Origin of the sequence: Paenibacillus sp. FSL H7-0940, assembly GCF_037979415.1 — a bacterium.
GTDB classification, from domain to species: domain Bacteria; phylum Bacillota; class Bacilli; order Paenibacillales; family Paenibacillaceae; genus Paenibacillus; species Paenibacillus amylolyticus.
Window position 1 is genome coordinate 2,294,929 of record NZ_CP150280.1, and the last position, 14,017, is coordinate 2,308,945.

At 46.1% G+C, this 14,017-nt stretch carries 11 protein-coding genes; 1 reads left to right on the plus strand and 10 read right to left on the minus strand.

Going from position 1 to position 14,017, the window contains the following annotated elements; translation table 11 throughout:
• Positions 1–28 precede the first annotated feature (28 nt).
• A complete protein-coding gene (locus tag MHB71_RS10085) occupies positions 29–802 on the minus strand; it encodes an alpha/beta hydrolase-fold protein (protein WP_127548532.1) in 774 nt (257 codons plus the stop codon).
• Between the two features lie 41 nt (positions 803–843).
• Positions 844–2,127 (minus strand): SGNH/GDSL hydrolase family protein, encoded by a 1,284-nt coding sequence (locus tag MHB71_RS10090; protein ID WP_340029476.1) that lies wholly within the window; start codon positions 2,125–2,127, stop codon positions 844–846.
• A gap of 288 nt (positions 2,128–2,415) precedes the next feature.
• On the opposite strand from MHB71_RS10090, the gene MHB71_RS10095 reads away from it, so the two are divergent.
• Positions 2,416–3,558 carry a glycosyl hydrolase family 8 gene (locus MHB71_RS10095; RefSeq protein WP_340029477.1) on the plus strand — a complete coding sequence of 381 codons (1,143 nt, stop codon included), beginning with the start codon at positions 2,416–2,418 and terminating at the stop codon, positions 3,556–3,558.
• A 224-nt stretch (positions 3,559–3,782) separates the two neighbouring features.
• On the opposite strand, the gene MHB71_RS10100 is transcribed toward MHB71_RS10095, so the two are convergent.
• The 8 genes from MHB71_RS10100 to MHB71_RS10135 all read right to left on the minus strand — a co-directional run bounded on the left by MHB71_RS10100 (position 3,783) and on the right by MHB71_RS10135 (position 13,987).
• The gene (locus MHB71_RS10100) at positions 3,783–5,423 is read right to left on the minus strand and encodes an ABC transporter substrate-binding protein (RefSeq protein WP_036615889.1); all 1,641 of its coding nucleotides are present in this window, start codon (positions 5,421–5,423) and stop codon (positions 3,783–3,785) included.
• 38 nt (positions 5,424–5,461) lie between these two features.
• On the minus strand, positions 5,462–6,391 hold the full coding sequence (locus tag MHB71_RS10105; protein WP_036615892.1) for a carbohydrate ABC transporter permease: 930 nt from the start codon (positions 6,389–6,391) through the stop codon (positions 5,462–5,464).
• Positions 6,392–6,418: 27 nt separating this feature from the next.
• Positions 6,419–7,273 (minus strand): ABC transporter permease subunit, encoded by an 855-nt coding sequence (locus MHB71_RS10110; RefSeq protein ID WP_076212151.1) that lies wholly within the window; start codon positions 7,271–7,273, stop codon positions 6,419–6,421.
• A 275-nt stretch (positions 7,274–7,548) separates the two neighbouring features.
• Positions 7,549–9,900 (minus strand): helix-turn-helix domain-containing protein, encoded by a 2,352-nt coding sequence (locus MHB71_RS10115; RefSeq protein ID WP_340029478.1) that lies wholly within the window; start codon positions 9,898–9,900, stop codon positions 7,549–7,551.
• 293 nt (positions 9,901–10,193) lie between these two features.
• The gene (locus MHB71_RS10120) at positions 10,194–11,900 is read right to left on the minus strand and encodes an RICIN domain-containing protein (RefSeq protein ID WP_047842959.1); all 1,707 of its coding nucleotides are present in this window, start codon (positions 11,898–11,900) and stop codon (positions 10,194–10,196) included.
• Positions 11,897–12,118, minus strand: a complete 222-nt coding sequence (locus MHB71_RS10125; RefSeq protein ID WP_076253039.1) for a hypothetical protein — start codon at positions 12,116–12,118, stop codon at positions 11,897–11,899. Before MHB71_RS10125 ends, MHB71_RS10120 begins: the two co-directional genes overlap by 4 nt.
• Before the next feature lie 58 nt (positions 12,119–12,176).
• Positions 12,177–13,124, minus strand: a complete 948-nt coding sequence (locus MHB71_RS10130) for a carbohydrate ABC transporter permease (protein WP_036615897.1) — start codon at positions 13,122–13,124, stop codon at positions 12,177–12,179.
• A gap of 17 nt (positions 13,125–13,141) precedes the next feature.
• Complete coding sequence (locus MHB71_RS10135; protein WP_082219083.1) at positions 13,142–13,987, minus strand: sugar ABC transporter permease; 846 nt, start codon at positions 13,985–13,987, stop codon at positions 13,142–13,144.
• Positions 13,988–14,017: the final 30 nt, after the last annotated feature.

Below are 14,017 nucleotides of genomic sequence, written 5' to 3' on the forward strand. Positions count from 1 at the left end.
AATCCGATATGAATGTTCTTCAGCAAATTCACTTGAAAAGACGTTGCGAAAACAGATACAGATCGTTCTTCCACACGGGCCAATCATGTCCTCCACTTTCCTCATGCCAAATGTGAGGTACTCCGTGTTGCGCCAAATATTGGTGAACCCCAAGACTAATCTCTATAAGATTGTCCTGTTCACCGCAAGAGATCCATAATAGCGAGAGCAATGAAGGCGCTTTCGAAAGATCAGGGACAAGTAGCTCCGGACTTCTGGTGTTTGGGGCTGCGGAGAAAGCACCGATCCATGCAAAATGGTCTAGATTACTTAATCCGATATTTAAGGATTGACCTCCACCCATGGATAAACCAGCAATCGCCCTTTTATCCCGGCTTTTATGCAAAGGGTAGTTCGACTCCATGTAAGGTATCAAATCGTTGAGCAGATCGGATTCGAACCGTTTAAATGCTTTGATTTTCTCAGGTTCAAACAGGTCTCCTACGGCTCGATCATTCGACATTGCGCGACCGTTGGGGAAAACAATAACCATCGGTTCAAGCATATTATCGTTGTACAGATTATCGAGAATAATTTGCGGAGAACCATGAGTATGCCATTCGGTTTCGTCTCCGCCAATACCATGCAAAAGAAAAAGTACAGGATACATCGTTGTCGAAGAAAATTCTGGTGGGGTGTACACCATCGCTTTACGGGAATTGCCAACCGTGGTGGAAGGATATTCTACCGTCTCCATGACTCCACGTGGTATATTCTCCCGATACTGGTCATATCCCGTTACTGCTGGTGAGATCAATTCCATTCTCTTTTCCTCCGAACATATGAGTGACTATCAGTCTTCAGTTAATCCACATAGCCAAAACCCAGAATGGTGAAGCATTTATGTTCATGGCCTTCCGCCATTTCGATCTCGATGGAGTGCTCCCCCACATGCTCTTCGTTAAGCAGAAGTGTGGCATGGCAATGGGTCCAGTTTACTTGACGCGGATCGACTTTTTGGACAAATACCCCATCTACCTTGATATGTGCAGTTCCGAATTCATCGTTACCAGAATCCTTGAAGATCAGAATGAGGCGTTTGCACTGCAAACTTATCCGAAAGCTACTCTGATCCTCTTCTCCCTCTCCTGTACGCATCCAGTTGTTGGGGAACTGAGGTGTACCATAGTCATGGGCATCCATCTCAGCCATCTGCAGATCCGTGTCCGTTTTACAAAAAGAGCCTGCATCGATTCGGGCAATATGATTGCCATTTTTCCGATCCAACAGCTTCACATTAACAAATTCATTCCCAATTAGCGGAGCTTTTTCAATATGATGATCTTTCTCATCCCACTCAGAACGATTCGTCACGTCGAACAAATATTCCAAACAATCGGCCATAATTCGATGCCCTATATTAGTTGGATGATATATATCATGGAAAAATTGCTTTTTGGAAATAACGTTGCCTTCACCTTTTGTCTTATTGAACTGATCTACGACAGCATCTTTCACACTTACCATTGGCAGATCATAATGCCAGCCTACCGGAGCGAGACGATCCTGTAGATTCCAGTCATTTTCGAATACACTGAATAACAAGATGACCGCTGGCTTGTTATCGGCAGTAAGTGCTTTGAGTACCAGACTCTCGTAACATTTACCTTGGGTTTCATCATCTGCGTCATTGACTGCGAATTCGATTATGACAATATCCGGCTGAACGGCACCTCCCCTCAGCACATCACGATCATAACGTACAATCCCCAGTTCTGAAGGAGTTCCACCCACACCTGCTTTAATCAGATGAATCGGACTATCTTTTGAAAGCGCAAACATAAACTTGAACGACTCATACGACCGATAAGCGTAACTTTGGAGATGAATAGGTACTGCACCAGCACCATGGGTAATGGAGCCTCCAATATAAGCGATAACGACAGGTTCGCCGTTTTTTGCCTTCTCAATGGCTCGTTTTAATCTGACATTATTTCCTTTGTTCAGAAGAGATCGGCCAATCATGTCGCGATATCTAGGTGACCCAAAATCAATTGCGGGCTTGACTGCCGACGCTGTCACTCCAACTGGATCGCGCGGTGCAGTGAATTCCGTGTTTTCACCTGCATCTCCTGAATCCTGGAGCATAAATCATCATCACATCCTTCCGGTTTAGATTCTGACCATCCTCAAACAACTTTTAAAGAATCACAGCTTGTATTATTAGATCAGATGTGATCCTTCTCCCAAAGTGTATCCCTTACATAATTTTACAACAACCTGACAAAGTATAGGATTTTAACCAATATATCATTTTAATTTGAGTACAATGACATGCAGATATGAACACCTATAATTTTTCATGTAAACGCTTTAATTTGTATACTATTTCCATGTTATAATTTTGAAAAACCGCATTGATGAAGGAGGATACTCATGAATATCACGGGTCAAGGCGCGTGGGATACGGGTACATATACAAATCTGTTCTTGAAGCTAGGCTACGATGAGAATGAGATCACGAACAGATTGGAAGAAACATGGAACGAGCTGTTTTACGGCGATGATAATACTCGAATATATTACCCCATGGGTGAGGATAAGGGTTATTTGCTGGACACTGGTAATCTCGATGTTCGCTCCGAGGGCATGTCCTATGGCATGATGATGGCTGTTCAGATGGACAAAAAAGAGGAATTTGATCGACTCTGGAATTTCTCACACTCGTTTATGCAACATAAAGCGGGTCGTTATAAAGATTATTTTGCCTGGCATTGCAAGCCTGACGGAACCCAACTCTCGCAAGGTCCTGCTCCTGATGGTGAGGAGTTTTTTGCCATGGCGCTTTTTTTTGCCTCCAACCGCTGGGGCGATGGCGCTGAACCTTATGATTACAAGGCACAAGCCCGCAAGATTCTTCGTGCATGTATACATCAAGGCGAAGACGGCGAAGGCGATCCCATGTGGGACCCGGAAACAAAACTGATCAAATTCATACCAGAAACACCGTTTAGCGACCCATCCTACCATCTGCCTCATTTTTATGAACTATTCGCGAAATATGCGGATGAAGAAGATCAGCGCTTCTGGAAAGAAGCGGCGGCCGCTAGTCGCGCTTACCTTCATACAGCCTGCCATCCCGTAACGGGACTATCACCTGAATATGCGAACTATGACGGCTCTCCGGCTCCAATACAGCCGCATGGTGATTTCAGACATTTTTACAGTGATGCCTACCGTGTTGCTGCAAATATAGCGCTGGACTGGGAATGGTTCCGCAAGGATCACTGGCAGATCGAACAATCCAATCGGATTCAATCCTTCTTCAGTGATATTGAAATGTCCGATTATCGTCGTTATACAATAGAAGGTGAACCTTTCGACGAACCTTCACTGCATCCTGTAGGTTTGCTGGCTACCAATGCCATGGCTTCACTGGCTGCGGACGGTCCACATGCTGACACATTCGTTCGCAAGTTCTGGAACACACCTCTGCGTCAAGGAGAGCGACGTTATTACGACAATTGCCTGTATTTTTTCAGCATGCTCGCTCTAAGCGGAAGATATCGCATGTACTAAACTAAGGAAATGTGCATGAGCCGTTGAACCTGTCCTGTGAACATTTGGCTTGCAGGACAGGTTCAATCACTGAATTTTAAGAAAAATGCAACGATATTACGATTTAATCTATATCAATAAAAAACGTTCCCGGCTCGCATATGTTGACTGCGAACCGGGAACGCGTTTGGTTGTGCAAATACAGGCAGTAACTTTTCCCGCTCTGTATGATCCAGATACTTTAATTATTTGGAGACAGAAGAAGTATCATAGGAAGACTGCATAATCTCCAGATATCGATTAATGTTCAATCCCTCCAGGCCTTTCACATATTCATCCCAATCCTTATCCAGACTTTTGGCGCCAGTAATAAATTGCAGGGCGTTCTGATCGATGTAATCCTTGAGATTGGTCTGCATCATGCTGGCTTCATCAGCTTGGGACGGATCTACCCACAATGCCCAATGAGGGAAAATCTCTTTTGGTTCCTTGCCCTCCATTAACAATGTCGCCTCATAGAGACGTCGCTCACCACCATCATTGGCATAGATGTCTGTCCCCTGTACTTCGGAGTCCCGATATGCCTGATAATGATTGTACTGACTTAATGCAGCCCAACTGTCATTACGAGGTTCTTCTCCAGAAGGAAGCGGAATGGCTTTATATAACGGCTCAATCTGATCATTGAGCGCCACTTCTCCTTCTTGTGGTTTGCGCCAGCTTACGCCCTCTTCTCCCAGATATGATGCCATGGTTCCTTCCTGGGTATAGAGATAATCCAGCAGCTTTATGGCCGCGATCTGTGTTTCCTCACTGGCTTTGTTTGTCAGTACAAAAGACGCTCCGGGATCAATCGGATAGTTGTACGTAGCATAAGCAGCATGGGGTCCCTTCAATGGAGGGATGGGATTATAATCATTCCCGTAAGGAGAACCTTCGGCAGTGGTTACGAATAATGATGGATGCATCGCTGCTCCCGCACCGAGAAGCTGTGCATCAGCGTTATCTCCAATTTTTTTGAAGGCCCCGACGTTTTGGGTAAATGCCCCTGGATCAATCAACCCTTCATCGTACAGGGATTTAATATAGGCAAGCCCTTCTTTCCACTCCGGTTTGTTCACTACGGTCTCCACTTTCCCCTGATTGACAATGAGATAATTCCGATCGTCGTCATAGATAAAACCGTTCATCAAGTACGGAATAATGTGCACACCGAAATTTTCAGTCGAACCGCTTAGCGGTACTTCGTCGGCTTTGCCGTTCCCGTTCGGGTCTTTCGTTTTAAATGCCCGAAGCATTTCCTTAAATTCTTCTGTCGTCGTGGGTTCGGTCAGGCCCAGTTGTTCCATCCATTTGGTGTTGACCCACATCTTGTTTGGGTATGAACAGTGAAAACATTCATTCAGACCCGTCAGACCATAGATATTTCCGTCAGGAGCAGTGTTCATGGCCCGATAATAGTCATTGCTTTCAAGCACTTTTTTAATATTGGGAGCATGCTCCTCAATCAGATCATTCAGCGGCAAAATAACCCCCTGCTGACCAAACTTCAACAAGTCTGTCTGGGAGAAACGATCTACCCAAGGGATGAGCAGATACAAGTCCGGATAATCACCGGAAGCCAGTGAAATCTGTCTTTTCTCCGCTGCACCGTCGAATGGAACCGTAGTCCAGTTGAACTGAATATCAAACTTCTCTTCCATTTTCTTCGTGAATTTGTTAGTGGACAGATTGGTATCCGAACCCTGGTGAGCAAACACATTAATCGCCGTCTTGCCTGACGGATCGCTGCCTTCCCCGTTCCCCTTATCAGAGCTTGAACATCCGGCAAGTACCAACGAGGTAAACAGCATACAGGCAAGAATGATGAATCCCGCTTTTTTCAATATAATCCTCTCCTTCATGAATAATAGAAAAAATGAACTTATCCTTTAACTGAGCCAATCAGCATACCTTGCACGAAATACCGTTGAACAAAAGGATAGATGATTAGCACCGGCAAGCTGGCCATCACAATTAACGAGTACTTCATGAGTTCAGCCATCTGCTGCTGTTTGATCATTTCCGATGCATCCATACTCCCCGTACTGCTGTTCAGAATAAGAATGCTGCGTAATATCAGCTGTAGCGGATAGAGCGACTGTGATTTCAGATAGATGAGGGCGTCAAAGTATGCATTCCACTGACCGACAGCGTACATAAGTGACAACACGGCGATAATCGGTTTGGCGAGTGGCAGGATAATACTGAAGATAAACCGGATGTCACTGCAGCCATCGATGTCTGCTGCTTCGGACAATTCTTCCGGTATCGAATTCTGAAAAAAGGTGCGGGCAATGATGACTTGCCATACCCAGACGGCGTTGGGAATCAGCAACGCCCAGCGGGTATCTATCAGTCCCATGGTTTTGACCACCAGATAGGTAGGGATCAAGCCGCCTGAGAACAACATGGTGAAGGTAATAAACATCATTAACGAGCTGCGGCCAACAAAAGTTTTTTTGGATAATGGATAAGCAATCATAATGGTCAGTGCCACGCTGATGAAGGTGCCGCAGGCTGTATAAAAAAGGGAATTGGCATAACCGGTAAGAACTTGATCATTCCGCAATACAGACTTGTAACCGTCAAACGTCAGGTCAATGGGCCACAACCAGACTTTTCCCGAGGAGACGGCAGCAGGGCTGCTAAGCGAAGAACTCACAATATATATCAAGGGATACAGCACGGCAATCAGCACCACTGTCAACATGAAGTAAACAACCGTTATAAATACGCGGTCTCCCCAGGATTCACGAATCGTGCTGCTGCTCTTGATCCGCGAACGACCTGCATTTGTCTGTGTGTTAGGCATGGGTTGATTCTCCTCCTTTCGCTCCCGTTACCATAAGCTTGTATTGGACAGTCGCTTGGCGACCGCGTTTACGATTAATAGCAGAATCAGGTTAATCACCGAATTGAACAGACCAACCGCAGTAGCGAAGCTATAATTGGCATTCAGCAATCCTATTTTATAGACATACGTGGAGATAATCTCCGAAGCAGACAGGTTGAGCGGATTTTGCAGCAAATATATTTTTTCGAACCCAACAGCCATGATATTCCCTACACTCAGGATCAGAATGATGACGGCTGCCGGAAGTAGTCCAGGCAGATCAACATTGATGATTTTCTGTATTCGGTTGGCTCCGTCCACTTTGGCGGCTTCATACAGGGATGGATCAACACCTGCCAGAGCAGCCAGATATATCACAGCCGAGTACCCCATTCCCTGCCACACATCGGAGAATACGTAGATGGATCGAAACAGTCCGGGCTCACCGAGAAAATTCACCGCTTCGAAACCAAGGGCACCTGCAATCGTGTTGACAATACCCAGCCTAGGAGACAGAAAGAGCATAATGATGGAGACCATAACAACAGTAGAGATGAAATATGGAGCATACGTCACCATTTGTACTGTTTTTTTGAATCGTATGTTTTTGATTTCGTTCAGCGCCAGCGCCAGTAATATAGGAATCGGGAAACCAACGATCAGGCTGTAAAACGAAATGTAAAGCGTGTTCTTGATCAGCGTGACAAACGCCGGATTCTGAAAAAGTAATTCGAAATACTTGGTTCCGGCCCATGGACTGCCCCAGATCCCCTTGATGACGTTGTAATCTTTAAAAGCCAGGACCGCATTCACCATGGGTACATACTTGAAAATAATAAAGTAAGCAATCGGTGGCAGGATCAGCAGATACAGCTGCCAATGTCGCCTCCAGCTTCTGGTTAATGCTTGCTTCAAGGCAAACGGTTTACTCGGTTTCTCCACGGACTTTGATTCACTGGTCATTGTGGTTCTCAGAATCATCCCCCCATTCTTGGCTCCAAATCGTGCTGAACTTCAGCTCAACTTGGTAGCGCTTACTTTTTGAGTAATCATAAGATTGCGCTGGGGATGCGTAAAGGTACAGTTACGCTGAGAAAGTACAAATAGCGAATATAGTTCCCGAGAAACAGCCTACATTAACCGCTATGAACGTCCATTTTCCGAAATACACTCGGAGAAATGCCGCGTACCCGCTTGAAAGCTCGGCGGAATGAATGTGCACTATTATACCCGGTGGCCTCCGCTATCTCGTCAATGGTCTGACCGGTGGAGTGCAACAAGTTCGAGGCAGCATCGATGCGTACCCGTTCTACATAATCGGAAAGATTCTCTCCCGTATGTTCTTTGAATAGTTGGGATATAAACTTCTCGGACTTGCTCATGTGCTCTGCAATCCGATAGATCGTCAAGTTTGCATCCCCATAATGTTGTTGGATAAAACAAATCATTTCGCTTACAGTATCCGCATGTGCTCCTGCTCTTCTTCTCTGGAAATCACCGCAGATGTCTTCCGTTAACCGTTTGAACTTTGCACGCAGCGAAGTAATCGTTTCTGTCATCTGAATGGATGTCACCCGGGTTTTATATTCCTCCAGCAGGGAGGCATCCAACTTGAATTTGGGTTCGTCCAGCTTCAGAAAAGTCCCCTTCAGCTCCATGATGAACTGCTGTGTCATCTCGTAGGACAGTTCCCGCTCCTCTAAATTACGAAGAAACAATTGCTCCAGAATACGTACCGCCTCTTCAGGCTCCCCGACTTTGATTGTGTTCAGCAGGCGCTGTTCAGACTCAATCGGATAATAGAACATTTCATTTTCCTTCATCGTATCTTCAAATCTCACCAGATGATCTGTTCCCATATGAATGGCATAATCCAGAGCTTGTTTGGCTTCGTCAAAGGAACGCCCTGCATCATTCCAGACCTCGTAAGCTGCACCTGTGCCAATTGTTGTGGATATCCGATGCTCCCGGTAGATCACTTCCATCAAGGTGTCCAGCTCTTTTTCACATCTCCCTATAGCTTCATTCAGTGAGTTCTCATCCAATGGACAGGCAAAAGCGATCTGGTCTGTTCCCCAATCCGTGATCAGCAGCTGCGCATCCCACTCTGTAAGTACCTGTTTGATGAGCAGCCTTGCCACACCCAGTTCATGGATCGTTTCTTCACTGTCCGGATTGGCATATCCGTTTACCTTAACTAAGCCTGCCAAGCCCTTGCTGCTATGAAGAGAAATGTGCGCCTGGGATGAGATAACCTCCAACTCAAGTGAGGTATAGACTTCTCCCGTTAACAAACGTTTGATAAAACCGTCTCTCAATAACGGAATCTGCTCATTCATGGCGTTTTTAAGTGAGTCATTATTGGCAATGAGATTGTTAATATGGCTTGCCAAAAAATCATATTCATTGCCCTGTCTGCCTGGAGAATCGGTGATTTGTTCCCTAAAAGAGGCCAACAATCTGTAAACGGGTGCACTATTCCGATAGGCCAGAACCAGCCCGAATAACAGTCCCAAGGCAATGGTTGCCAAAGTAAAGACCAGCGTGACTTGTTTGATTTGGTCCGCTTTTGTCATGAGTGCTTTCTCCGGAATCCCTGCCATGTAATTCCATCCATTTTGACTGGACTGTATCGATATCAGCAGCCGACCATCACTTCCAGGCTGTACATTCTGCACGTTCAGCTCCGTTTCCGCAGCGTTACCTTCTCTCTGGCGACTCTGTGCCATTTGCTCGGCTTCGGCTTGTTCAATGCCATGGGAGAAAATGATCTGTCCTTCCGCATCGGTGACGAGAGTCCAGCCGCCATATTGATCCACAATATGTTGAGTAAGGCTGGCCATCTGATCCTGATCAATCATGACACCAATCGTCGCTTGCGGTTTGTTGAAGCTGTTCAAAGGCAGAGATTGCAGAAACGTAATGGCGGGAACGTCTGCAAGCACAGTGCCGAGTATTTCACGTTTATAGTTTCGAAGCGGTATGATTTCATTAAAGTGTGGTTGTTTGAGAATTTGGTCATGCCATTGTTCAAACGACATACCGTCCAGCTGATTGGCAGCATAATAATGTTCTGGACGATAATACACAGTTCTTGGTGTGATGATGGCATTGTAGTTTGGAATGTGAATGAAGAAATGGGACAAGTAATCATTGGTACTGCTGTACATGGAGAGGCTCCGCTGCATACGGTTCATACCGTAGACATTGTAGAGATCATGCGGCTTTGGCCCAGCAATTAAATTTTGCAAATCGGGATTGACGGCAAGCTGCCTGGTAAAGGCTTCAACTTGAAGAAGGTTACGCTCAATGATCTCTTTCCCGAGACTCAGCGACTTCAAGCTGTTTTCAATGGAACTGGAACGGGCCGCTTCAATAGAAGCTCGGTAAGAGGCATATCCCGCAATTTGAGGAATCATCAGAATGACAAGATACGAAATGAGGAATCGGCGGAACACGGGTGAAAATTTGGACCATAGGAGCTGCATATGTACCCTCCCTTTTTTATCGAGCGCTTACATTTCTCTGTGTTAAGGTAGCTGTTCAATGATACACCGGGCATTTCTTCCTGGTGAAGGTACAACTTCTTCCTTATGGTACATTTACATACTGTAGCGTACAATGCTTGCATGAAAATAATTGTTGGTCTGCGGGTTAGCGCACAAATATAGTTGTATTTTACCTTCGCATGACATCCATCACAAAGTATCAAAAATAAACGCAAAAAACCTCCCCAAGACATGGAATGACTTGGGGAGGTTTTTGTTTAATGTTGTGCTTATTAATTGCTAACGGCAACAAATTTCCATTGTTGGTTTGTAGCACCTGTGTAGGTGTTCTGCTGCAGCAAGGCTCCATCCGAAGTGGAAGCGTTTGCTACTTCAATCGCTTTATTGCTGTTCACGTTGATGATACTCCAGTACCCGTTACCAAGATCGTTGACCTTAAAATGCTGAGCGGTTGTGTTCAGATTGCTCATGAGTTGAACCGCTTCCCCATTGGTGAGGGTACCGTTGCGAATGTCGATGACTTTGTCCGGCGAGTTCACACTTGTCAGTGTATAGTTGCCGCTGCCGATCGAGGTCAGAACCCACTTCTGAGGGTTACCGCCCAGATCACTCCACTGCTGGAGCTGAAGATTATTTTCATTTTGACCACCAGGAACATCAACAACTTTGTTGGAATGCCGGGCTACGATTTTATAAGTTGCACCGGATACAAGACCCGTTGTCGGTCCGCCGCCTTGTCCACTGCCCGGGTAAGTCTGAGCACGTTCATGGTACCAGTTGAACAGGAATCGTCCCATGGCACTCCGTGAAGCATCTCCATCCCATTTCAGTCCAGCCGTTGGGTCGGCAAAGGAGCTTCGTGGTCCTTCACTTAGAATGAATCCGTTCATATGAGCTGCAATGCTGACATTACCTGATGCGTTGAAAATCGTTTTGGTATTGGTGCCAAAACCTTCATTGCTACCATTAAACAAGTTCCAATAGGCCGAATCGCCAGGTTTGTTTTTGAACCAGGTTACCTCGGTAATATTAATCGGATATTTGTCAGCAGCTGCCTTCACGTTGGTATTCCACTGGTCTTGCAGGATAGAGAAGTTGTCATATGCGCCATAACCAGGGTACCAGTGAACCGCATATCCATAGTTATTGAGCGGATCAGTCAATGGATGGCTTGCCGTCAAGCTGTAAAATTGGTTGTATCCCAGACCTGCCGCCCAGATGACGTTGTCCGCACCTTTGCTACGAATTGTTGAAATCATGGAATTTTGGAAATTACGCAAGTCATTCCAGTGATCCACAAAGTCATTTTCCCCGTTGTATCCACCCCAATGTCCATTGGCATAGGATTTCACCGGTTCGTTGATCAGTTCGAAGTGAACGTTGTCTGCACTTTTGATCTCCGGGCGTGAAGCGAGATAACCCCAGATTTCGTTGAATTTTTGCAGGTTGGCAGGTGTTGTTGCCTGATCATCCTTCAGTGTGAAGTCCAGTCCCAGGACAACATAGACACCTTTTGTTTTGGCATATTGAATGTACGGAATAATTACATTTTGCGTAACGGTCTGCACACCGGCAAAGTTATATGTACCAGCAGCCACATCTCCCATGTCCTGACGATCGATGAACAGACGTACCTGATTCATATTCCAGCCATGATTGCTTCCGTACTTCGCGCTGGTGTCAGCAAAAGTATCGGTAATGTCTTTCAGATAAGCCAGTGTAGCTGCATGACGGTTATTGCCGTGCAGATTGAGATAATAATTGCTGTCCTGATATGTCCAGTAGGCACCTGAGGGTTGATGCCAACCGTTCAGTAGCACAGGCTGGTTGTTGCTGTTCACCAGGTTTTTGCCGTTTACGTGCAGCTTGCCCATCGGCATGCCCACCCATGCTTCGGCACGGCTGCCTCCCCATGGAGCAATTGTGATCAATAAAGCCAGAATGAGTACAAGTTTACAAGATGTCATGAACTTCTTCACTTTAATTCCTCCTGATCTGATATATTGCCTTGCAATAATGCGAGGTAAGTTCCGTCAGAGTATCTCTGATCAAACAGATCGCTCAGGGTCGGCGCCCGCTCCCGCAACCCGTTCCACACCAGCAGGGGGATCCTGCGCAGGGAAGGATCGCGGTTCTGCTGTGAGCAGACGTTCATGAGATCGTTACATGCCCCCTTTTCACAGATGGAATGTTGCATGAAGTTCCTCCTCCCTCTTCCAGTCTGATCCCACTCCAAACGTACAGAAGAACTTAACTTAACCGACGATTCCCGTACGCTCTACACTCTCTACGAAATATCGTTGCACAAACAAATAGATGATGATCAAAGGCAGAATGGCAAGAAGAATTCCTGTATCCTGGATCATGCTCAAATAGAACGGATCGGCCTGGGAAGCTGCACCGTCAGTAACCTGCTGGGCCAGATTATACGGAAGGGACGATAACTGAGTCGACATGACTTTACTTGAAGTCAGATAAGTCGTCGTATAAAAGCTGTCGTTCCACTGCCATACGAAGGAAAACAGCATGACTGTTACCATGGACGGAATGGCATTGGGCAGCATGATTCTTGAAAATGTTCGTCCGATGCCCGCGCCGTCCACATAGGCCGCCTCCTCCACTTCCTTCGGAATACCTCTGAAGAATTGCCGGAAGATAAAGATGTACAAGCCGGCCTTAAGTGAATTGGCCGTAATCGCCGTCAGAATAAACGGCCAATAGGTATTAAGCAAATTAACAGGTTTGCCGGCTATAAGCGTCATAAGCCCCATGAGATCAAAGCTTTTCAGATTCAGGTATACCGGAATGAGAATGGTCGTTGGCGGTACAAGAATCGTCAGAATTACACCAGCAAACAGCCAGTTGCTTCCCCTGAATTTCAGTCTGGCGAATCCGTATCCTGCAAGTGCACAGGATGCTGTAGTCAGCAGTGTAGTCGTTGCAGACAGGGCAAACGTATTAAACAGCGTTGCCCAGTAATCCATTACGCGTATCGCCTCTTTGAAATTGTCGATGGAGAAGTTCTGTGGAATCCACACCACCACTGCCGAATACAGATCACCTTTAGCTTTGATGGATGTGGAAACCTTCTGAAATATGGGAAACAGGATAACGAAGGAAAGCCCGGTAATCAGAACGAATCGGATCATGGCCCACAGCCAGCCTTTCCAATGCTCCAGCGATAATAATCGTGATGTTGTCACGTGGGACACCCTCCTTTCTAATCTTGATAGAAGACTCGCTTCGAGAAAATGATGTTTACGATAACCAGAATGATGGCAATGGCCAGAAAGTAGACCCATGCCATGGCAGAACTTAATCCAAAGTCAAATTTGACGAAGCCGGTATCCCGGATCAGTTCCGTCATGGCGTTATTGGCAAACGAATCAATGATTGTATAGATCGCATTGACAAAAATAAGCGGGCTGACCATTGGGAACGTAATTTTCCAAAAGGCTTCATAACCCGTTGCCCCTTCCATCTTCGAAGCCTCATACAGTTGAGGGGAAATCGTCTGGATCCCTGCCAAAAAGATCAAAATCTGTACACCGGATTGACTGACGATCTGATAGATCCGATCTACGGCGCTACTCAGATACGTGACGATCCAATCGCTCACTCCGGCGTTAACCATCAGATTTTCGAGTTCAAATGTCCCGAGTGAGCTTCCACCTGTGCTGCTCTGATTAACCGCTTCAATCAGGCTGGTGCTCTCCAGTGTCATAATCACTCCCGATGCCAGAATAACGGGCAGGAAAAAGATCGACCGCGCTACAGCCCGGCCCCTGAACTTCTGATTCAGGATGACGGCAAGGAACAGACTGAATATAACGATAAGCGGTACGTTGATGAGCACGTCTGTGATCGCCTCAATTAACGCACGGTTAAAGCTTGTATTGACGGTCAGCGCCTGAATATAATTGGCAACACCGTTGAACTGAATTGCTATGCCTTCCGCGTTAGCCTGAATTGTACTCATGCTGTATCGCAGAGAGGCTAACAGCGGAATGAAGAAAAACAACACAAAACCAATGAGCCAGGGAAGCACGTAGATTACGCCCCACATGGCTTTCTGCTGAGCATACGTACGACTTCC

Coding starts and splice junctions, on each gene's coding strand:
- MHB71_RS10085 (WP_127548532.1), bottom strand. CDS start 802: ATGGAATTGATCTCACCAGCAGTAACGGGATATGACCAGTATCGGGAG.
- MHB71_RS10090 (WP_340029476.1), bottom strand. CDS start 2,127: ATGCTCCAGGATTCAGGAGATGCAGGTGAAAACACGGAATTCACTGCA.
- MHB71_RS10095 (WP_340029477.1), top strand. CDS start 2,416: ATGAATATCACGGGTCAAGGCGCGTGGGATACGGGTACATATACAAAT.
- MHB71_RS10105 (WP_036615892.1), bottom strand. CDS start 6,391: ATGCCTAACACACAGACAAATGCAGGTCGTTCGCGGATCAAGAGCAGC.
- MHB71_RS10115 (WP_340029478.1), bottom strand. CDS start 9,900: ATGCAGCTCCTATGGTCCAAATTTTCACCCGTGTTCCGCCGATTCCTC.
- MHB71_RS10125 (WP_076253039.1), bottom strand. CDS start 12,118: ATGCAACATTCCATCTGTGAAAAGGGGGCATGTAACGATCTCATGAAC.
- MHB71_RS10135 (WP_082219083.1), bottom strand. CDS start 13,987: ATGTGGGGCGTAATCTACGTGCTTCCCTGGCTCATTGGTTTTGTGTTG.